The organism is Demequina iriomotensis, from assembly GCF_000971395.1.
Taxonomy (GTDB): Bacteria; Actinomycetota; Actinomycetes; order Actinomycetales; family Demequinaceae; genus Demequina; species Demequina iriomotensis.
Window position 1 is genome coordinate 157,334 of record NZ_BBME01000010.1, and the last position, 21,113, is coordinate 178,446.

At 71.5% G+C, this 21,113-nt stretch carries 19 protein-coding genes; 1 reads left to right on the plus strand and 18 read right to left on the minus strand.

Annotation, left to right across the window (positions count from 1 at the left end; all coding sequences use genetic code 11):
• Positions 1-100 precede the first annotated feature (100 nt).
• The 16 genes from AOM09_RS04220 to rimP form a co-directional block, all read right to left on the minus strand.
• Positions 101-1,420: a M16 family metallopeptidase gene (locus tag AOM09_RS04220; protein WP_062384830.1), complete on the minus strand. Its 1,320-nt coding sequence runs from the start codon at positions 1,418-1,420 to the stop codon at positions 101-103.
• Positions 1,421-1,540: 120 nt separating this feature from the next.
• Positions 1,541-1,921, minus strand: coding sequence for a GntR family transcriptional regulator (locus tag AOM09_RS04225; protein ID WP_062384833.1), 381 nt, complete (start codon positions 1,919-1,921; stop codon positions 1,541-1,543).
• Complete coding sequence (locus AOM09_RS04230) at positions 1,918-2,775, minus strand: hypothetical protein (RefSeq protein WP_156162230.1); 858 nt, start codon at positions 2,773-2,775, stop codon at positions 1,918-1,920. The genes AOM09_RS04225 and AOM09_RS04230 overlap by 4 nt, the downstream gene beginning before the upstream one ends.
• Positions 2,776-3,050: 275 nt before the next feature.
• Positions 3,051-5,267 (minus strand): polyribonucleotide nucleotidyltransferase, encoded by a 2,217-nt coding sequence (locus AOM09_RS04235; protein ID WP_062384841.1) that lies wholly within the window; start codon positions 5,265-5,267, stop codon positions 3,051-3,053.
• Positions 5,268-5,581: 314 nt separating this feature from the next.
• Positions 5,582-5,851 (minus strand): 30S ribosomal protein S15, encoded by a 270-nt coding sequence (rpsO, locus tag AOM09_RS04240; protein ID WP_062384843.1) that lies wholly within the window; start codon positions 5,849-5,851, stop codon positions 5,582-5,584.
• A gap of 159 nt (positions 5,852-6,010) precedes the next feature.
• Positions 6,011-7,009 (minus strand): amino acid ABC transporter permease, encoded by a 999-nt coding sequence (locus AOM09_RS04245; protein ID WP_082098827.1) that lies wholly within the window; start codon positions 7,007-7,009, stop codon positions 6,011-6,013.
• Complete coding sequence (locus tag AOM09_RS04250) at positions 7,006-7,656, minus strand: amino acid ABC transporter permease (protein WP_062384847.1); 651 nt, start codon at positions 7,654-7,656, stop codon at positions 7,006-7,008. The genes AOM09_RS04245 and AOM09_RS04250 overlap by 4 nt, the downstream gene beginning before the upstream one ends.
• 57 nt (positions 7,657-7,713) lie before the next feature.
• Positions 7,714-8,604: a glutamate ABC transporter substrate-binding protein gene (locus AOM09_RS04255; RefSeq protein ID WP_439644958.1), complete on the minus strand. Its 891-nt coding sequence runs from the start codon at positions 8,602-8,604 to the stop codon at positions 7,714-7,716.
• Between the two features lie 53 nt (positions 8,605-8,657).
• The gene (locus AOM09_RS04260; protein WP_062384853.1) at positions 8,658-9,407 is read right to left on the minus strand and encodes an amino acid ABC transporter ATP-binding protein; all 750 of its coding nucleotides are present in this window, start codon (positions 9,405-9,407) and stop codon (positions 8,658-8,660) included.
• Positions 9,408-9,500: 93 nt separating this feature from the next.
• Positions 9,501-10,475 (minus strand): bifunctional riboflavin kinase/FAD synthetase, encoded by a 975-nt coding sequence (locus tag AOM09_RS04265; protein WP_062384856.1) that lies wholly within the window; start codon positions 10,473-10,475, stop codon positions 9,501-9,503.
• 36 nt (positions 10,476-10,511) lie between these two features.
• On the minus strand, positions 10,512-11,450 hold the full coding sequence (gene truB, locus AOM09_RS04270; protein ID WP_062384859.1) for a tRNA pseudouridine(55) synthase TruB: 939 nt from the start codon (positions 11,448-11,450) through the stop codon (positions 10,512-10,514).
• 3 nt (positions 11,451-11,453) lie between these two features.
• Positions 11,454-11,888, minus strand: coding sequence for a 30S ribosome-binding factor RbfA (rbfA, locus tag AOM09_RS15145; protein WP_062384862.1), 435 nt, complete (start codon positions 11,886-11,888; stop codon positions 11,454-11,456).
• Positions 11,888-14,629 carry a translation initiation factor IF-2 gene (gene infB, locus AOM09_RS04280; protein ID WP_062384865.1) on the minus strand — a complete coding sequence of 914 codons (2,742 nt, stop codon included), beginning with the start codon at positions 14,627-14,629 and terminating at the stop codon, positions 11,888-11,890. The genes rbfA and infB overlap by 1 nt, the downstream gene beginning before the upstream one ends.
• Positions 14,630-14,757: 128 nt before the next feature.
• Entirely contained in the window at positions 14,758-15,042 is a 285-nt protein-coding gene (locus tag AOM09_RS15660; protein ID WP_156162231.1) for a YlxR family protein, read from the minus strand.
• Positions 15,043-15,060: 18 nt separating this feature from the next.
• Complete coding sequence (gene nusA / locus AOM09_RS04290) at positions 15,061-16,068, minus strand: transcription termination factor NusA (RefSeq protein WP_062384871.1); 1,008 nt, start codon at positions 16,066-16,068, stop codon at positions 15,061-15,063.
• A 6-nt stretch (positions 16,069-16,074) separates the two neighbouring features.
• The gene (gene rimP / locus AOM09_RS04295) at positions 16,075-16,539 is read right to left on the minus strand and encodes a ribosome maturation factor RimP (protein ID WP_062385264.1); all 465 of its coding nucleotides are present in this window, start codon (positions 16,537-16,539) and stop codon (positions 16,075-16,077) included.
• 81 nt (positions 16,540-16,620) lie between these two features.
• On the opposite strand from rimP, the gene AOM09_RS04300 reads away from it, so the two are divergent.
• Positions 16,621-17,565: a hypothetical protein gene (locus AOM09_RS04300; RefSeq protein WP_062384873.1), complete on the plus strand. Its 945-nt coding sequence runs from the start codon at positions 16,621-16,623 to the stop codon at positions 17,563-17,565.
• A 131-nt stretch (positions 17,566-17,696) separates the two neighbouring features.
• On the opposite strand, the gene AOM09_RS04305 is transcribed toward AOM09_RS04300, so the two are convergent.
• Entirely contained in the window at positions 17,697-19,490 is a 1,794-nt protein-coding gene (locus AOM09_RS04305) for a proline--tRNA ligase (protein ID WP_082098865.1), read from the minus strand.
• Positions 19,491-19,568: 78 nt separating this feature from the next.
• Complete coding sequence (locus tag AOM09_RS04310) at positions 19,569-20,921, minus strand: S-layer homology domain-containing protein (protein ID WP_062384879.1); 1,353 nt, start codon at positions 20,919-20,921, stop codon at positions 19,569-19,571.
• Positions 20,922-21,113: the final 192 nt, after the last annotated feature.

Below are 21,113 nucleotides of genomic sequence, written 5' to 3' on the forward strand. Positions count from 1 at the left end.
GTTCGGTCATCTCGGGCTGTCGATGCCGAACGTATGGACGGAACCTGGGAGATTCCTGGGAGGCGGATAAGGGCAACGTAAGGAGTCGCCCCGGGCGACGCTACGCGGGGCCGACGCGCACCGAGACGCGCTCGCGCGAGGCGATGTCCGCGGCCAGCACGCGGACCTGGTCGGCGGTCACCGCGTGGACGTCATCGAGCATCTCCGCGATCGACCACAGGTCGCCGAACACCAGCTCCGCCTTGCCCAGGCGGGACATGCGCGAGTACGAGTCCTCGAGCCGCAGGACCATCGAGCCGGCGATCTGGCCCTTGGCCCGCTCGAGCTCCGCCTCGGTGATGCCGTCGGCCATGCGCTCGAGCTCGACCGCCATGAGCCGCTCGACCTCGTCGACCTTCGCGGACGTGCACGCGCCGTAGACGCCGAACACGCCGGTCTCGGTGCTCGGGGCGCCGAACGAGTAGACCGAGTACGTGAGGCCCCGCTTCTCCCTGATCTCCTGGAACAGGCGCGAGCTCATGCCGCCGCCCAGGATCGCGTTGTAGACCGCGAGCGTGCTGCGCCGCTCGTCCGTGGCGCTGAAGCCGCGCGTGCCCAGCAGCACATGCGCCTGCTCGAGCTCGTGGCGGGTGATGCGCACCTCCGGCGTGAGGGTCGCCTCGACGGTCGCGAGGCGGTCGCGTCGGCCTGCCGGCACGATGCCGTCGGCGAGGTCCCAGCCGCCGCGCACCAGCGCATCGGCCACCATCGCGCACACGGCGTCGTGGTCCACTCCCCCGGCCGCCGTGACGATGAGGCCCGCGGGCGTGTAGTGCTGCTTGTAGTGCGCCCACACCGCGTCGCGGGTCACGGCGTTGATGATCTCCGGGGTGCCGCCGATGGGGCGGCCCAGCACGTGCCCGCCCAGCACCGCCTCGGTGAAGCGCTCGTGGATGACGTCGCCCGGGTCGTCCTCGTTCATCGCGAGCTCCTCGAGGATCACCCCGCGCTCCATGTCGAAGTCGGCCTGGTCGAGCCGCGCGCTCGTCACCATGTCGAGGATGACGTCGACGGCCATGGGCAGGTCGGTGTCGATCACCCGCGCGTAGTAGCAGGTGTACTCCTTGCCGGTGAGGGCGTTCGACTCCCCGCCGACGCGGTCGAACTCCTCGGCGATGTCGAGCGCGGTGCGGCGGGCCGTGCCCTTGAACAGCAGGTGCTCGAGGAAGTGGGTCGAGCCTGCGTGCTCCGGCGCCTCGTCGCGCGAGCCCACGCCGACCCACGCGCCGAGCGTCGCCGAGCGCATGCCCGGGATCTGCTCCGTGAGCACGCGCACGCCGCCGGGGAGGATCGTGCGCCGGACCACCGCGCCGTGGTCCTGCTCGATGGTGAGATCCGCGCCGATGGCGCCGGCGTGGACGAGGGGAAGCATGTGAGGCATGAGGGCGAGCCTAGTCGCGGGACCCCTCGGGTGAATCCCGATGACAGATGTGGTCGGCTGGGACCGCCGGGCGCCTGCGGCGGCCCCAGCCGTGACACGCGTGCGCACGTGGCCCACGTGTCATGGGGAATCGGAGGGCGACGTTCCACGCGCCGATGCGCGGGTGGTGATCAACGCGGCCATCGCCGCGGCGTCGAGTCCGCGGGATGCGGCGAGATCGATGAAGGCGTCGGCGGCAACCACGAGCCGCGGGTCCGGCGCGCCCTGGCCGATCACTCGGGTCCCGCGTGCGCGCCCCGTCGCCACGAGCCCGGCGGCCTCGAGCTCGGCGTACGCTCGGGCCACCGTGCCGGGCGCGAGGGACAGGTCGGCGGCGAGCTGGCGAATCGGCGGCAGGCGCGTGCCATCGGCGAGCCCACCGGCTCGGATCAGGGCCGCGATCTGATCGCGGATCTGCTCGAACGGCGGAGTCGCGCGTGACGTGTCGATGGCGATCCTCACACCCGCGCCTCCTCGCGGGCGCCCGCGTCCACCCGCCCGGCCTTCGCCACGAACACGAGTCCCGAGACGATCGCGCCGACGACCGCCACCGTCACGATGGTCCATGCCGCGGTCCGCGCCACCTCCCAGGGCCCGGGCACGCCCATGTCCTCGAGAACTCCCGGGACCCGCGTGAACAGCAGCGTGACGCCCGCGATGTAGACGAGCACGACGGCGTCCGCCAGCGCGATCACCGCCGAGCCCGCGGCGGCGCGCCACTCCCCGTCGGCCACCGCATCGTCCGTGGTCGCCGGAAGCCTGACGAGCCGCCGCGCGGCGAGCGCCACCGACAGCGCGAGCAGGGCCACGACGAGGGCGATCGGCAGCCCGTAGAACCACCCGGGGTACGGACCGAGCCCGTGGGTCCGCGTTCCGCGGGACACGCTGAAGCTGTCGGTGTCGCCCGGGGTCGCCGTGACGGCGCCGAGGATCAGCAGCGCACCCAGGACCGCGACCAGGGCTCCGAACCCGAGGAGGGCCGCGGGGCGCAGGGCCTGGCGCGGTGCCCGCGCCTCGAGGCTCGCGGTGCGGAGCGGCCCGGCGTCCGGCGTGCGCCACACCGGCAGCGCGAACACCAGGAGCGCGAGCGCCGCCGCGAGGCCAGGGCCGGCGACCAGCACGCGGCCCTGGTACCCGCCCGTGCGCTCGGCGGCGACGAGCCACAGCACCAGCAGCGCGATCCCCGCGCTCCCCAGCGCCAGGAGGAGCCTGCCCCGGACCTGGAGGATCACCTCACGGCGCCACGCGAGCGCCGCTCCACCCGCCAGCGCGCCGACCGCCACCGCGGCCATGAAGAACACCGGAATTCCGAGCACCGCTCCCCCTTGCACCACGTGATTGATACAAGACAACACTGGCATGTATCAGCCATGCGACACAAGAGGGCGACGGCCGCGCCGGGTGCGGCGGTCCGAGGACCCATCGATCCGACAGGGGTGCCGCCACCGACCCCTCCGGCGGACCGTGCGCGGCTCGGCCCGACATCCGTGTCACCGTCCGCCCGAGCCCGCCGCCCCGCATCGTCCCCCGGGGACGCCGAAGGGCGGCCGGGTCACCCCGACCGCCCTTCGAGCGGAACTGCCAGACGTGCTTACGCCTCGACGGTCTCCTCGGCGGCCTCCTCGGAGCCCGCCTCCTCGACCACGCCGAGCGAGAGCTTGCCGCGCGGGTCGACCTCGGTGATCTCCACCTGGATCTTCTGGCCCACGCCGAGCACGTCCTCGACGTTCTCGACGCGCTTGCCGCCGACGAGCTTGCGGATCTGCGAGATGTGCAGCAGGCCGTCCTTGCCCGGGCTGAGCGAGATGAAGGCGCCGAACGCGACGGTCTTCACCACGGTGCCGACGAAGCGCTCGCCGACCTCGGGGACGTGCGGGTTCGCGATCGCGTTGATCGCGGCGCGCGCGGCCTCCGCCGACGGGCCGTCGGTGGCGCCGATGTACACGGTGCCGTCGTCCTCGATGGAGATGTCCGCGCCCGTGTCGTCCTGGATCTGGTTGATCATCTTGCCCTTGGGGCCGATGACCTCGCCGATCTTGTCGACGGGGATGCGCACGGCGAGCACGCGGGGGGCGTGCGGGCTCATCTCGTCGGGCTCGGCGATCGCCTGCTCCATCACACCGAGGATGTGAAGGCGGGCGTCCTTGGCCTGCGACAGCGCGCCGCCGAGCACCGAGGCGGGGATGCCGTCGAGCTTGGTGTCGAGCTGGATCGCGGTGACGAACTCGGACGTGCCGGCGACCTTGAAGTCCATGTCGCCGAACGCGTCCTCGGCGCCCAGGATGTCGGTGAGGGCCGCGTAGCGGGTCTCACCGTCGACCGTGTCGGACACCAGGCCCATCGCGATGCCCGCGACGGGGGCCTTCAGCGGCACGCCGGCGTTGAGCAGCGCGAGCGTCGAGGCGCAGACGGAGCCCATCGAGGTCGAGCCGTTCGAGCCGAGCGCCTCCGACACCTGACGGATCGCGTACGGGAAGTCCTCGCGCGACGGGAGCACGGGCACCAGGGCACGCTCGGCGAGCGCGCCGTGGCCGATCTCGCGACGCTTCGGCGAACCCACACGACCGGTCTCACCCGTCGAGAACGGCGGGAAGTTGTAGTGGTGCATGTAGCGCTTCTTCGTCTCCGGGTTGAAGGAGTCGATCTGCTGCTCCATCTTGAGCATGTTGAGGGTGGTGATGCCCATGATCTGGGTCTCGCCACGCTCGAAGATCGCGGAGCCGTGCACGCGGGGCACCACGGCGACCTCGGCCGACAGCGGACGGATGTCCTTGAGGCCGCGGCCGTCGATGCGGACGCCGTCCTTGAGGATGCGCTGGCGGATGGTCTTCTTGGTGACCGCGCGGACCACCGCGGAGATCTCCTTCTCGCGACCCTCGAACTGCGCGTCGAACTGGGCGTGCGCGCCGTCCTTGATCTCGTCGAGGCGGTTCTCGCGCGTCTGCTTGTCGGCGATCTGGAGCGCCTCGGCGAGGTCGCCCTCGATGGCGCCCGACACGGCGGCGTAGACGTCGTCCTGGTAGTCGAGGAAGCGCGGGAACTCCGCGGTCTCCTTCGAGGACTGCGCGGCGAGGGCGATCTGCGCCTCGCACAGCGCGCGGATGAACGGCTTCGCGGCCTCGAGTCCCTCGGCCACGACCTCCTCGGTCGGGGCCTTGGCACCCTCGGCGATGAGCTCGAAGGCGTCGTCCGTGGCCTCGGCCTCGACCATCATGATCGCGACGTCGTCACCCGCGATGCGGCCGGCGACGACCATGTCGAAGACGGCGCGCTCCTTCTGGGAGTACTTGGGGAACGCGACCCACTGGCCGTCGATGAGCGCGATGCGCACGCCGCCGATGGGGCCGGAGAACGGCAGGCCGGCGATCTGCGTCGACGCGGAGGCCGCGTTGATCGCGAGCGTGTCGTACGCGTCGTCCGGGTTGATCGCGAGCACCGTCACGACCACCTGGATCTCGTTGCGCAGGCCCGACACGAAGGTCGGGCGCAGCGGGCGGTCGATCAGACGGCACGTGAGGATCGCGTCCGTCGAGGGGCGACCCTCGCGGCGGAAGAACGAGCCGGGGATCTTGCCGGCAGCGTACGAGCGCTCCTCGACGTCCACGGTCAGGGGGAAGAAGTCGAAGCCGTCGCGCGGGCTCTTGCCGGCCGTGGTGGCCGACAGCAGCATGGTGTCGTTGTCGAGGTACGCGGCGACGGTGCCCGCGGCCTGCTGCGCGAGACGGCCCGTCTCGAAGCGGACCGTGCGGGTGCCGTAGGCGCCGTTGTCGATGACGGCCTCGGCGAACTTGATCTCAGGACCCTCCATCAGGAGTTGCTCCTTGCCTATTCGTGGCAGGCAGGCGGATGCGGCTCACGCCGCGTCACTGATCGTCAGTCGAAACGCGCAGAAGAATCCCATCGAGGTGGGGTTCTGATCGTCACCACCGAGGATCAGCATCCGGCTGGCCTGCCAGGTTGAGTTGGGTGGCCCGGCGTGCCGGGCCGCGAACATCGTATCAGCGCGGGGTGACGATGCACGGCGGAGGACGTCCCGCATCGTGCCCGGGTACGCGAAAGCCCGGCCGCTGCGACCTCGGGATGGAGGGAGCGGCCGGGCAGACGCTGGGTGGGGCTGCGCGCTTAGCGGCGCAGGCCCAGACGCTCGATGAGCGCGCGGTAGCGCTCGATGTCGACGCGCTGGAGGTAGTTGAGGAGGTTGCGGCGACGGCCGACCAGGAGGAGCAGGCCACGACGCGAGTGGTGGTCGTGCTTGTGCTCCTTGAGGTGCTCCGTCAGGTCCTTGATGCGCTGGGTCAGGACGGCGACCTGGACCTCGGGAGAGCCGGTGTCGCCCTCGCGGGTCGCGTACTCGGCCATGATGGACTGCTTCACTGCTGCGTCGAGCGCCACTGTGTTCTCTCTTTCGTGTCGTTGCGCGGCGCAACCGGGCTTGTTCTCCGGTGCACTGGGATCCGCGGCCGTTCATACGGCGACGATCAAGGATACACGATGCGCGTGGGCACCCGCGACCGCACGGCGCCGGCACGGACTCCATGGCCCGGGACGATGCTACGGCCTCCCCCGCCGCTCGCCGTCACCCGGGCGACGCTGCGGGATCGGGCGCGACTCGGGCCGCCGGCCCGCGCCGAACATGGGATCGCCGGCGTGCGCGCCCTCCTCGCGAGCGGGGCCGCCGACCCCCGATTGCGGGATGGGCCCCGCCGGCCCGATCTCGGGCGGCTCGAGACCCTTGCCGCCTCCGCGTTCCCGCAGGCGTCGCTCGACGAAGGTGGCGAGCCGCGAGACGGACATGTTGATGAGGATGTAGATCCCCGCACCGACGGTGAAGAAGACGATGCGGGACTCGTTGCCGAAGAACTCCGAGTTGAGCTTCATGGTCCGCAGCAGCTCCTCGTACGCGATGATGAAGCCGAGCGACGTGTCCTTGAGCAGGACGACGAGCTGGGAGATGAGCGCCGGGAGCATGATGCGGACCGCCTGCGGCAGCTCGATGAGGAGCGTGGTGCGCATGGGCGACAGGCCTATGCTCAGGCCGGCCTCCCGCTGACCCCGGGGCAGCGCGGCGAGGCCCGCGCGCAGGATCTCCGCGACCACGGCCGCGTTGTAGACCACCAGGCCGAACACCACGGACCACAGGAAGGCCCACCCGAACACGAACTTCGCGAGGAACATCAGCAGCAGCACCGGGAGGCCGCGCGCGAGCTCCGTGAGGACGGTCGGCGGCATCGACACCCATCGGGTGGTCGCGCCGCGGCGCAGGATCGCGATCGCCCCGCCGATGAGGATCGCCACGGGAGCCGCGATCGCGGCCGCCAGGAGCGTGCGGCCCAGCCCCTTCGCGAGGGAGCCCCACACATCCGCGGGCGACTGCCCCAGCGCGCCGTCCCACAGGACCGCCCAGCGGTCGTTGAAGATGTCGCGCTGCCAGAACGCGTAGCCGATCCAGGCGGCCACCGCGACGAAGGCCAGCGAGAAGACGATGTTCAGGGTCCGGTCCAGCCGCTTCGCGCGCGGACCAGGGGCGTCGTAGAGGATCGAGCCGCTCATCGTGCGAACGCCACCTTCCGCTCGATGCGGGCCGCGAGCAGGCCCAGCGGGATGGTGATGACGAGGTACATGAGGCCGATCCCGAAGAAGATGACGATGCCGTCGGTCGGATGCTTGTTCGTGAGCCGCTGCATGCTCGCCACCAGCTCGAAGTAGGCGAAGCCGGCAGCCACCGACGTGTTCTTGGTGTGCGCGATCAGCACCGAGATGAGCGGCGGGATCGCGGTGCGCCAGGCTTGGGGCACCACCACCTGCGACAGCGTCTGGCCGAACGTCAGCCCGATGCTGCGCGCGGCCTCCGCCTGCCCCATGCCGACCGAGTTCACGCCGGAGCGCAGCGCCTCGCACACGAACGACGCCGTGTAGAGCGTCATGGCGATGACCGCGATCCAGAACCCCAGGGGCAGCACGAAGCCGAGCGACGGCGCCACGAACACCCAGAAGAAGAACATCACCGTGAGCGGCGTGTTGCGGACCAGCTCGACGTAGCCCGTGCCGAACGTGCGCAGGGGTCCCACGGGCGACACGCGCATGACCGCGAGGACCGTGCCCCACGCGAAGGCGAGCACGCCCGACACCGCCGTGAGGCTCAGCGTCGCGAGGAAGGCTCCCCAGATGGTGCCGAACTCCTCGATGAAGGTGCCCATGATCTCCTCGGGACGAGCCATGCGGCCCGTCGGAGGACGGGCCGCATGGCGAGGCCGCTAGTTCTCGTAGCGGTCCACGGTCGGGACCGCGGGCTCCGGGAGGATGTCGCCGACGTTCTCGTTCCAGGCCTCGAGCCAGCGGCCGTCCTCGAAGATCTCCTCGAGCACGTCGTTGATCCAGTCACGGAACTCGTCGTCGTCGTGCGCGAGGCCGATGCCGTACGGCTCCTCGGTGAAGGGCTCGCCCACCACCTTGAACTCGTCCGGGTACTGGTCCACGTAGCCGGCGAGGATCACGTTGTCGGTGGTGACCACGTCGACCTGCCCGTTGCGCAGGGGATCGAGGCAGTCGCCGTACGCCGCGAACAGCGACAGCTCGGCGTCGGGGTAGTTCTCCGCGATGTTCGCCGCCGGGGTCGAGCCCTCGACCGAGCAGACCTTCGTTCCCGCGAGGTCGTCGGGACCGGCGATGTCCTCGTTGTCGACCATGGTCATGAGCGCCTGGCCCGCGTTGTAGTACGGCCCGGCGAAGCTCACCAGCTCCTTGCGCTCGTCGTTGATCGTGTAGGTCGCGACGACGATGTCGACGGAGCCGTCCTGGATGAACGGCTCGCGGTTCGCGGACACGGTCTCCACCCACGTGATCGAGTCCGCGTCGATCCCCAGCTCGCCCGCGATGATCGTGCCGATCGAGACGTCGAACCCGACGGGGTCGCCCGAGGGAGGCTTGAGGCCGAACAGGGGCTGGTCGAACTTGGTGCCGATGGTGATCTCGCCCGCCTCCGCGAGCGCGGCCATCGTGGAGCCCTCGGGGAAGTCCCCTGCGGCCATCGCATCGTCGCCCGCCATCGAGTCGTCGGTCTCCGGGCCCTCGTCGGACGCGCATGCCGCGAGCAGGGTTGCCGCCGCCACGCCGAGCGCGGCGGCTGCCGCCTTCTTCCGGATCATCATGGTGCTTCTCCTCTCCCTCGCCCCAGCCGGGGCGCTGATTCTGGATACCCCTAGTGCGTGAGGATCTTCGACAGGAAGTCCTTGGCGCGCTCCGACCGCGGATTCGTGAAGAACTCCTCCGGCGTGGCCTGCTCATGGATGCGGCCGTCCGCCATGAACACCACGCGGTTCGCGGCCTTGCGGGCGAAGCCCATCTCGTGGGTGACGACGATCATGGTCATGCCCTCGTGCGCGAGCGCCACCATGACGTCGAGCACCTCGTTGATCATCTCCGGGTCGAGCGCGCTGGTGGGCTCGTCGAAGAGCATCACCTTGGGCCTCATCGCTAGCGATCGGGCGATGGCGACGCGCTGCTGCTGCCCGCCCGAGAGCTGCGCGGGATACTTCTGCGCCTGGTTCGCGACCCCGACGCGCTCGAGCAGCGCCATCGCCTCGTCCTCAGCCTGCCTCCTGGGCAGCTTCTTCACCTTGACGGGACCGAGCGTCACGTTCTCGAGGATGGTCTTGTGGGCGAACAGGTTGAAGGACTGGAACACCATGCCCACCTCGGCGCGCAGGTGGGCGAGCGCCTTGCCCTCCTGCGGGAGCGCCCTGCCGTCGACCGTGATGGTGCCGTCGTCGATGGTCTCGAGGCGGTTGATCGCGCGGCACAGGGTGGACTTGCCCGAGCCCGAGGGGCCGATGACGATGACCACCTCGCCGCGCGCGACGGTCAGGTCGATGTCCTGGAGCACGTGAAGGTCGCCGAAGTGCTTGTTGACCTTGTCGAGCACCACGAGAGCGTCGCTGGAGTCAGGCATCTTTCGACCATAGCCCGACGAACCGGACAAAGCAGGGTTTCGCCTGGATCGTGACCGAGACTTAATCCCCTGGTAACACCCGCGGGCGTGGTCTCACGCGCGGATGGCGAGCCTGTCCCGGCACCAGTCGACGTCCTCGCCGAGCGCGGCGACGAGCGCGTCGAGCGAGCCGAAGTCGAGCATCGGCCGGCGCCACTCCACCAGGTCGAGCGCCACCTCGGCGTCGTACAGGTCGAGGCCCGTGCGGTCGATCACGAACGCCTCGACGCGCAGGTCGGTCCCGCCGACCGTGTAGTTCATGCCGAGGCTCACCGCGGCGGGCATCCGCTCCCCCACGATGGCGGCCGCGCGCGCGTTGTCGCGTCCGTCGAGCACCGTGAGCCACGCCGCGTAGACCCCGTGCCGCGGGATCATGCCGGCCTCGTGGTCGAGGTTCGCCGTCGGGAACCCGATCTCGCGTCCGAGGGCGTCGCCGTGGATCACCGTGCCCCGCAGACGATGCTCGCGTCCCAGGACGGCGGTCGCGCCGGGGAGGTCGCCCGCCTCGAGGAGCTCGCGCACCCAGGTCGAGGACCAGCGTCGGCCGGACTCCGACACCGCGCACGCGTCGTCGATGATGTCGACGGCGAAGCCGAGCTCGTCGCCCAGCGCGCGCATCGTCGCGACGTCGCCGGCGTTGCCGCGCCCGAACCGCGTGTCGCGTCCCACCACCACGCACGAGGCCCGCAGCCCGTGCACCAGGTAGTCCCGCACGAACTCCTCGGGCGTCTGCCGCGCGAAGTCGAGCGTGTAGCGGACCACCAGCACGCCGTCGAGACCGGTCGCCGCGAGCCGCTCGAGGCGATCGTCGACGCCGGTGATGAGCTCCGGCGTGTGCGCCGGGTCGTGCACGGCCTTGGGGTGCGGGTCGAACGTCATCGCGAGGGCGACGTGGCCTCGCGCGCGCGCGTCCGCCACCATCGCCTCGAGCACGGCCTGGTGCCCGCGGTGGACGCCGTCGAAGTTGCCGAGCGTCACCACGGCGGGGCCGAGGTCGGGGATCTCCGCGAGCGAGCGCCACACATGCATGAGGGACATTGTGCCCGAGCGCGCGCGAACCGCCCGTCAGGAGGGGGACGATGCGCCGGCGGGCTCGAACACCACGACGGGCTTCGCGCGGGCGCCCTTGGGCTCGAGCACGGCGATCGCGCGGGGACCCGGCGCGATGGCGACGGTGGGGCCGTCGATCCGGGCGTCGATGAACTGCCCGAAGCCGAGCGCGGTCGCATCGGCATCGGCGACCTCGAGCACCGGCAGCGTGGCCGCGGCCGCCTCGGCGAGCGAGGTGCGCGGCAACGGCTCGCCTCCCTCGACGATCGCGCCGAGCTCGTCGAGCGTGCGCGCTAGGTCGAGCCCGAGGCCGCCCACACGCGTGCGGCGCAGCGCGGTCAGATGGCCGCCGACGCCGAGCGCGGCGCCCAGGTCGCGCGCGAGCGCGCGCACGTAGGTGCCCGAGGACACCTCGACCGAGACGTCGAGATCGATCACGGCGGTGCCATCCTCGGCGGTCGCGCGCCGGATGGCGAGGACGTCGAACGCCGCGACCGTCACCGGTCGCTCTGGCAGCTCGACGTCCTCGCCCCCGCGCACTCGCGCATACGCGCGCTTGCCGTCGACCTTGATCGCGCTGACCGCGCTAGGTCGCTGGAGGATCTCCCCCGTGAGCCGGGCGATGGCGAAAAGGATGGCCTCGTCCTTCACCGCGGACGTGTCCGCGACTCCGGTGACCTCTCCCTCCGCATCGTCCGTGACAGTCGCCTGTCCGAGGCGGATCGTCGCCTCGTAGCCCTTATCGTGCCCGACGATGTAGGTGAGCAGGCGCGTGGCGCGCCCGATACCGAGAACAAGGACGCCCGTGGCCATGGGGTCGAGCGTGCCGGCGTGGCCGACCTTGGAGGTCTGCGCCAAGCGCCGCACCCGCCCGACCACGTCGTGCGACGTCCAGCCCTGCGGCTTGTCCACGACGACGATGCCCGGAGCGGGCTCCGGGCCTCGCCTGCCCATGGGCTAGTCCTGGTCCTCGTCGGCGGGCCGCTTGTACGGGTCCGCCTCCCCGGCGAAGTCGGCGTTCTCACGCAGGCGCTTGAGCTCCTCGTCCCGCACGTGCGCCTCGTGGAGGGCACGGTCGAGGCTCGCCGCGGTCTCGGGGACCGCGTCGAGGTGGAACTCGAGCGTCGGCGTGAGGCGGATGCCGAGCCCGGACCCCACGAGGGAGCGCAGCCGGCCCTTGGCCTTCTGCAGCGCCTTCGCGGCGTCCTCGCGCTCGGTGTCCCCGCCCATGACCGTGTAGAACACCGAGGCCTGCTGGAGGTCGCCCGTCACACGCACATCGGTGACGGTGACGAACGCCAGCCGCGGGTCCTTGATCTCGGTCTGGAGCCCGCGGGCGACGATCTTCTTGATCGTGCCCGCGAGCTTCAGAGCCCTCGCCTTGTCAGCCATCAGGACCTCGGGATCTCGACCATCTCGAAGGTCTCGATGATGTCGCCGACCTGGATGTCGTTGAACTTGCCGAGGCCGATACCGCACTCGTAGCCGTCGCGCACCTCGGTGGCGTCGTCCTTGAAGCGGCGGAGCGTGTCGATGGTCGGCTCGCCGATGACGACGCCGTTGCGCACCACCTTGGCCTTCGCGTTGCGGCGGATGACACCGGTGCGCACGAGCGAACCGGCGATGTTGCCGAACTTGGAGGAGCGGAAGATCTCCATGATCTCCGCGCCACCGACCTGGCGCTCCTCGAACTCGGGCTTGAGCATGCCCTTGAGCGAGGCCTCGACGTCCTCGAGCGCGCGGTAGATGACCGAGTAGAAGCGCATGTCCACGCCCTCGCGGTCCGCGAGCTCCTGGACGCGCTCGGCCGGGCGCACGTTGAAGCCGATGATGATCGCGTTGTCGACCGTCGCGAGGTTGACGTCGTTCTGCGTCACCGCACCGACACCGCGGTGGATGATGCGCAGGTCGACCTCGTCGCCCACGTCGATCTGGAGCAGCGCGTCCTCAAGGGCCTCGACGGCACCGGACACATCACCCTTGATGATGAGGTTGAGGGTGTCGACCTTGCCCTCCTCGAGGGCCTTGTTGAAGTCCTCGAGGGAGATGCGCTTGCGACGCTTGGCCAGCTGCGCGGCACGCTCGGCGGCCTCACGCTTCTCGGCGATCTGACGCGCGGTGCGATCGTCCTCGGCCACCAGGAAGGTGTCGCCCGCGCGGGGCACCGAGGTAAGACCGATGACCATGACCGGACGCGCGGGGAGCGCCTCCGAGACCTGGTTGTCGTGCTCGTCGAACATCGCACGGACGCGGCCGTAGGCCGTGCCCGCGACGATCGCGTCGCCGACCTTCAGCGTGCCCGAGTTCACCAGGACGGTCGCGACGGCGCCGCGGCCCTTGTCGAGGTGCGCCTCGACGGCCACACCGCGCGCGTCCTTGTTCGGGTTCGCACGTAGGTCGAGCCCCGCGTCGGCGGTGAGCAGGACGGCCTCGAGGAGGCTGTCGATGCCCTGGCCCTTGAGCGCGGAGACGTTGACGAACATCGTGTCGCCGCCGTACTCCTCGGCCACCAGGTTGTACTCGGTGAGCTGCTGGCGGATCTTGTCGGGGTTGGCCCCCTCCTTGTCCACCTTGTTGACCGCGACCACGATCGGCACGTTGGCCGCCTGGGCGTGGTTGAGCGCCTCGATGGTCTGGGGCATCACGCCGTCGTCCGCCGCGACCACGAGGATCGCGATGTCGGTGACCTGGGCACCGCGGGCACGCATGGCGGTGAACGCCTCGTGACCCGGGGTGTCGATGAACGTGATGGCACGCTCGACGCCCTCGTGCGTGGTGTGCACCTGGTAGGCGCCGATGTGCTGGGTGATGCCGCCGGCCTCGCCCGAGATGACGTCGGCCTTGCGGATCGAGTCGAGCAGTCGGGTCTTTCCGTGGTCGACGTGACCCATGACGGTGACGACCGGCGGACGCGCCTCGAGCTCCTCATCGGTCTCGGCCGCAAGCTCGGCCTCGATGTCGATGTTGAAGTCCTCGAGCAGCTCGCGGTCCTCCTCCTCGGGGGACACGATCTGGATGACGTAACCGAGCTCGGAGCCGAGGGCCTCGAAGGTGTCCTCGTCGAGCGACTGCGTCGCGGTCGCCATCTCGCCCAGGTGGAACAGGACGGTGACCAGCGACGCGGGGTTGACATCGATCTTCTCGGCGAAGTCGGTCAGGGTGGCGCCGCGGCGCAGGCGGATCGGCGTCGCGCCGTCGCCCCGCGGGATCTGCACGCCGCCGATCGCGGGAGCCTGCTGCTGCTCGTACTCGGCCCGCTTCGCACGCTTCGACTTGCGACCGCGGACGGGCTTGCCGCCCGCACGACCGAACGCACCTGCGGTGCCGCCTCCACGGCCGCGGCCTCCGGGGGCCGGACGGCCACCCGGGCCGCCGAAGCCACCGGGGCCACCGCCGCCGGGACGGCCGGGGGCACCCTGGCCGGGTCCACCGACCGGACGCGGACCGAAGCCGCGACCCGGGGTCCCCGCGGGACCACCAGGACGGGCGCCGCCGGGTGCACCGGGACGGCCCGCACCGGCACCGGCGCCACCGGGGGCGCCGCCGGGACGGGCGCCCGGGCGGTTCGCCTGGAACGGGTTGTTGCCGCCGGGACGCGGACGCGGGCGCGGGCCCGCCGTACGGTCGCTGAACGGGTTGTTGCCGGCCGGGCGCGGACGCGGGCGCGGCATGTCGCTGGGCAGCGGCACGTTGGGACGCGGCGCCCCCGGCTTGGGAGCGGCCTTCGCGGCGTCCTCGGACGCGGGCTGCTCGGCCTTCGCGGCGGGTGCCGGGGCAGGCGCGGGCGCGCTCGCCTTGACGGCGGGCTTCGCCTCGGGCGCGACGGTGGCCGGCTCGGGCTGCGCGGGCGCCGCCTCGGGCGCGGGTGCAGGCTTCGGGCCGGGCTTGGGCGCGCCGGGCTTGGCGGCCGGCTTGGCCGCCGGGGCCGCCGGGGCCGCCGATGCTGCGGGCTTGTCGGCCGCGGGTGCGGCCTTCGACGTGGGGAAGGCGTCGCGCGCCTTCCGCACCACGGGTGCCTCCAGGGTGGAGGACGGACCCTTCACGTACTCGCCGAGCTCGTTCAGCTTGGCGATCAGGTCCTTGCTCGAGACTCCGAGCTCCTTCGCGATCTCATGGACGCGGGGCTTTGCCACTTCTCTCCTGTCTCGGCTCGACCAAGACAGGGTCGAGCCATCGTTACGGCTGGGTGCTCATCGTGAGCTGCTCATCGCTGGGCCATGGGCTTTCATCCCGTCTGATTCGATGGTGGGCACGGTCCACGCTAGCCGACCGCGAGGCCGGACACGTCGAGCTCCGTGGCGCGCAGCGCGCGCACCAGGGCCCGTCGCTTCACCGCGAGCGCGAGGCAGTCCGGATCGGGATGCAACCACGCTCCCCTGCCCGGCATGCTCCGATGCTGGTCGACGACCGCGCGGCCGTCCACCTGCACCACTCGCACAAGGACCGACCGAGACCCCCGACCCCTGCAGCCGACGCACGTCCGCACCGGTCCCAAGGATGCGGTGGCGGGGGCGCCGACGTCACGAGACGGATCTCTCGGCTGCACCAGTCTAGCGGTTCCTCGTCAGCGGCCGGAACCGGCACGCCCGGGGACGTCCGGCTGCTCGTCCGAGCGGATGTCGATGCGCCACCCCGTCAGGCGCGCCGCAAGGCGGGCGTTCTGGCCCTCCTTGCCGATCGCGAGCGACAGGTGGAAGTCCGGCACCACCACGCGGGCCGCGCGGGCCTCCTCGTCGACCACCGTGACCGAGACCACGCGCGACGGCGACAGGGCGTTGCCCACGAACGTCGCCGGGTCGTCGTCCCAGTCGATGATGTCGATCTTCTCGCCGCGCAGCTCGCTCATGACGGCGCGCACGCGCGAGCCCATGGGGCCGATGCACGCGCCCTTCGCGTTGACGCCGGGGACGGTCGCACGCACGGCGATCTTGGTGCGGTGGCCGGCCTCGCGCGCGAGGCTCATGATCTCGACGGTGCCGTCGGCGATCTCCGGGACCTCGAGCTCGAAGAGCTTGCGGACCAGGCCCGGGTGGGTCCGCGAGAGCGTGATCGACGGACCCTTCTGGCCCCGGCCGATCTCGAGCACGTACCCCTTAAGCCGCTCCCCGTGGACGTAGACCTCGGTCGGGACCTGCTCGTGCGGCGGCAGGATGGCCTCGACGTCGCCCAGGTCGACGTGGACGTTCCTGGGATCCGACGACTGCTGGATCAGACCCGACACGATCTGCCCCTCGCGCCCGGCGTACTCGCCGAGCACCGCATCGTCCCCCGCCTGGCGCAGGCGCTGGAAGATCACCTGGCGCGCGGTGGAGGTCGCGATGCGGCCGAAGTCCTTCGGGGTGTCGTCGAACTCGGGGAGCTCGACCGGGTCCTGGCCCTCCTCGGCATCCTCGCGCGCGAGGATCGACACCTTGCCGGTGACGCGGTCAAGGTGCGCGCGGGCGTGCCTGTAGGCGCCCGGGGTCTTGTGATACGCCGAGACGAGCGCCTGCTCGATCGCGTCGACGAGCACGTCCAGACGGATGTCCTTCTCGCGCTCGAGGCCCCGCAGGGCCTGCATGTCGATGTCCATGTCCTGCTACTCTCCCAGCCTCTTGAGCTCCACGACGATGCGGCCCTCGGAGACCTCGGCGAGCGGCACGCGCCGCTCCTCCCCGTCGACGTCGAGCACCAGCTCGTCCCCGTCGACGTCGGCGAGCCGCCCGGTGAGCGCGCCGTCCGCGAGGCGCAGCTCGACGAGCCGCGTGCGCGCGCGCAGGAAGTGCCGGCGCTCGGTGAGCGCGCGGTCCGTCCCGGGGGTCGAGATCTCCAGGAGGTACGGCGTCGAGGGCACGTTCGCCTCGTCGAGCGCGGCGCCGATGCTGCGGGAGGCCTCGGCGACCTTGTCCAGGTCGGCGCTGCCGACCTCGGTCTCGGGCAGATCGACGGTGACGAGGACGCGCGAGCGCTTGCCCGCAGCCATCACCTCGACCCCTTCGACGACCAGCCCGGCTGCCTCCGCCGCCGGCGCGGCAAGCTCGATGATGCGGCTCGAGATGTCCATGGCATCGCCTCCCACGCGCGGCACGCGCTCCGTTCCTGAAATTCGGTCGGTCACATTCTAGGGCCACCGGAGGGGCGTGTCATGATGACCGCCATGACGTCCGCCCCGTCCCGCACGCTGCGCCTGGTCGGCGCCGCGGCCGGGCTCGCCGTCGCGATCGGCGGGTGCTCGTGGCGCGCCGAGACCCCCCCGATCCCGAGCCGCACTCCCACCCCGACCGTGGTGCTGCGCGACGCGGCCGCGGAGCGCGAGCAGGCCGTGATCGACACCGTCGACTCCTCCGACGCGGGCGTGCTCGAGGCCGGCCTCGCACCCGAGCGCCTCGAGGCGCTGGGCGGGATCTACGTCGAGCACCCGTCCTCCTCGCCGTCGCCCTCGCCGGCGGCCCTGTCCTTCGAGGACGCGGTCGCGGAGGCGATCGACGCCGCGCTCGCCGATGCCTCGGCCGCAGACGACGAGGACCCCGGCCTCGCCGCGATGCTGCGATCGATCGCGCTGTCGCATGCGAGCGTGCTGGCCGCGGAGGACCTCGCTGGCGCCGAGCCCGCCGAACGGCCGATGCCGGGCAGCGACGGCGACGGCGCCTGGATCCCGACGAGCGACACGGCAGTCGACGGCGATGCGCTCGCGGCGCTCGCGCTCGCCCACGACCGGGCCGCCTTCGCCTACGAGGTCGCGGCCGCGCGCGCCGAGGGCGACGAGCGCGCGCAGGCCCTGGTGCGGTCGCGCATCCACGCCGCCCGCGCGGAGTCGCTGGTGGCGCTGCCGGGCGTCGAGGACCGGCGCACCCCGCTCTACGACGTGCCGCCGATCGGCACGGCGACGGCCGCCGGTCGCGCGGCCACGGAGATCGAGATCGAGACGGGCCTGAGCGAGGACTACGCCGCGCTGCTCGACGGCGCCGCCGCCGTCGACGTGACGTGGATCCTCGACGCCGCCTTCGATGCGTTCGCCGCGGCGGCCGCCCTGCCGGGCTTCGACCCGCAGAGCATCCCGGCCCTGCCGGGCCTCACCGTCGCCCCCTGACCCCGCCCTCACCGGACACTGACAACGGAATTGACGGCGACACGCCGTCTCCGGCGCCCGTCACCGGGCGCAGAGACGGCGTGTCGGACCGAGATCCGTTGTCAGTGTCCAGGAGGGCGACGCGACGAGCGTCAGGCGCCCAGGGCCTCCTTGACGCGTGCGGCGACAGCCGCCGCCGCATCGTCCACGGGGAGCGCCTCGGACGTGCCCTCGGCGCGCACCTTGAGCTCGACGGTGCCCTCGGCGAGGCCGCGGCCGACCACGAGGATGTAGGGCGCGCCGATGAGCTCGGCGTCCTTGAACTTCACGCCGGGCGAGACCTTGAACCGGTCGTCGTAGCAGACCTCGACGCCGGCAGCCTCGAGGTCCGCGGCGAGCTTCGCCGAGGCCTCGAACACGGCATCGTCCTTGCCCGTCGCGACCACGTGCACGTGGTACGGCGCGACGTGGAGGGGCCAGCGCAGGCCCAGCTCGTCGTGGTTGTTCTCCGCGAGCAGCGCGACGGCGCGCGTGACGCCGATGCCGTACGAGCCCATGGTCACCACCTGCTGCTTGCCGTTCTCGTCGAGCACGCGCAGGTCGAGCGCCTCGGCGTACTTGCGGCCCAGCTGGAAGATGTGGCCGATCTCGACGCCGCGCGCGAGCTCGAGCGGGCCGGAGCCGTCGGGCGCCGGGTCGCCGGCGACCACGTTGGCGGCCTCGATGGTGCCGTCGGCCGCGAAGTCGCGCCCCATGGTGAGCTCGAACACGTGCTTGCCGTGGACGTCCGCGCCGGTGATCCACCGGGTGCCGGGGACGATGCGCGGGTCGACCAGGTACGGGATCGCCGTGTCCTCCTCGGCTCCCCGCGCGACGCCCTCGGCACGGCCCTGCGGGCCGAGCACCCCGGGGCCGATGTAGCCCTTGGCGAGCTCGGGATGCTTCGCGAAGTCCTGCTCGTTCGCGGCCTCGACGTCGAAGGGCGCGAGCGCTGCCTCGAGGCGCGTCATGTCGGCGTCGCGGTCGCCGGGGATGCCGACCACCAGCAGGCTGCGCTCGCCCGTGGGCGAGGTCAGCGCGAGCACGACGTTCTTGAGCGTGTCCGCGGCGGTCCACGCCCGGTCGGCGCGCGGGTGCGCGGCGTTCGCGGCCGCGACCAGGCTGTCGATCGTGGGCGTGTCGGGCGTGTCCTCGACGTGCGCGGCCGGCGCGTCCGTCCAGTCGATCGCCGCCGGCACCGGCGTGGTGACGGCCTCGACGTTCGCGGCGTACCCGCCGGGCGAGCGCACGAACGTGTCCTCGCCCACCGCGGTCGGCGAGAGGAACTCCTCGGACTTCGAGCCGCCCATGGCGCCCGAGGTCGCGGTGACGATGACGTACTCGAGACCCAGGCGGTCGAAGATCCGGATGTACGCCTCGCGCTGCGCGGCGTACGACGCGTCGAGGCCCTCGTCGGAGATGTCGAAGCTGTACGAGTCCTTCATGATGAACTCGCGGCCGCGCAGCAGGCCCGCGCGAGACCGGGCCTCGTCGCGGTACTTGGTCTGGATCTGGTAGATCGTCAGCGGCAGGTCCTTGTACGACGAGTACAGGTCCTTGACCAGGAGCGTGAACATCTCCTCGTGCGTGGGCGCGAGCAGGTAGTCGTTCTCCTTGCGGTCCTTGAGGCGGAACAGGTTGGGCCCGTACTCGGTCCAGCGGCCCGTCGCCTCGTAGGGCTCGCGCGGCAGGAGCGCCGGGAAGTGGACCTCCTGGCCGCCCGCGGCGTCCATCTCCTCGCGCACGACGGCCTCGACCTTGGCGAGCACCTTGAGGCCGAGCGGCAGCCAGGTGTAGATGCCGGGCGCGGCACGGCGGATGTAGCCGGCGCGGACCAGCAGCTGGTGCGACGCGACCTCGGCGTCGGCGGGGTTCTCGCGCAGCGTGCGCAGGAAGAGAGTGGACATGCGAAGCATGGGGACAAGGGTATCGGGCGCGGCACGGGACGATGCGCGGGGACGGCCTCGCCCGCGCATCGTCCCGGGTCAGGCGAAGGTGAACCGGTAGAGGAAGGTCGCGAGCTGGCGGCGGATGACGTCCTGCTCCGGCCGGAACGTCCCGTCGGAGAACCCTGACGCGATTCCTGTGACGTCCATCCATGCCATCGCTCGGTAGCCGCCCGAGCGCGTGGTGAGATCCTTGTACGGCGACCGCGCCGGCACCGCGAAGTCCGGCCGCCCCGCGAAGCGGTACAGGAGCTTCGCGAGATTGCGGCGCGACACCTCCTCATCGGGCCGGAACGAGCCGTCCGGGAAGCCCGACGCCACGCCCGACCTGTAGAGCCACACCATCGCCCGGTAGCCGCCGTCGCTCGGCTTGACGTCGGTGAACGGAGACTTCGCGGGCAGGTCGACGTCGGGCCGTCCCGCGTAGCGGTAGAGCAGCTTCGCGAGGTTGCCACGTGTCACGGACTCGCGCGGGCGGAACGTGCCGTCGGCGTAGCCGGACGCGATGCTCTGACCGCTCAGCCACGAGATCTCGACGAAGGCCTTCGAGGCGCCGCCCACGTCGGTGAAGTGCGCCGCCTCGTACCAGTCGCCGCCGACCGCCTCGGCGACCCTGATGAGCGTCGGCGGGATGTCGAACGTCCCAAGCACCAGGGTCCCGGGCGGCGCCACCGCGCTGTTGCGCAACGCGTCGTCGTAGTTGCCGTACCAGTAGTCGTCGCCCTCGTAGCCCGTCCACGCGGCCACGGTGCGCAGGTCTCGCGGAACGATCCTCAGCGCGTAGCGCTTGCCCGCCACCACCTCGTCGAGGACGGCAAGCCCTCCTGGACGCGTGCAGTCGACGGAGTCGGGCCACGCCTCGCTCTCCGGGTACCGCGTCTCGACCACGTCGCCGTCCACGTCACGGAACGGATAGCGGTACGCGGCCACGCAGACGACCTCGCTGGTCCAGCGCGCCTTGCCCTTGACCGGCACCATGAGCGGCGTCGACGTGTCGAGTTCGACGTCCCACGCCCTGACGGTGCTCGGGGAGGATGACGTCACCGCGATGCGCCCCGGGAACGCGACCTCGCCGAGTCCCAGGATCGAGCTCTCTGAGTAGCGTGCCCATTGGCGCGAACGCCCCGGGACGCCCTCGATGAGGACCTTGTAGGCCCCTGCGGGCACGCCGTCGAAGCGGTACTCGCCGTCCTCGATGGGCGCGGTGGCGAGGTAGTCGCCCTGCCACGTGTAGAGCTCGGCCCAGCCGGCATCGACGTCGCCGCCGGCGACCTCGCCCACGATGGCGCGCGTGACCGCGCCCTCCGCCGCGCTGGGCAGCCCGATCAGCGCCAGCGTCATGGCGAGGAGCGCGGCGGTCGCGCGCAGCGGACGTCGGACGGCTACGGACATCGGTACCCCCTCGGCGCCGCCGCACGTCACGGCCGGCGCGCGGCGGGTCGGCCCGCCGCGTCTGGCCGATCACGCTACCAGGTGCCGATACCCCTGCCCGGCGACCCGAGGCGCTGCCCACGCAGGGCGTTCGTGACCGATCCGGAGGCATGGAGCCCGCGGGTGTCACGTTCCTCGACACCACGGTGCGCC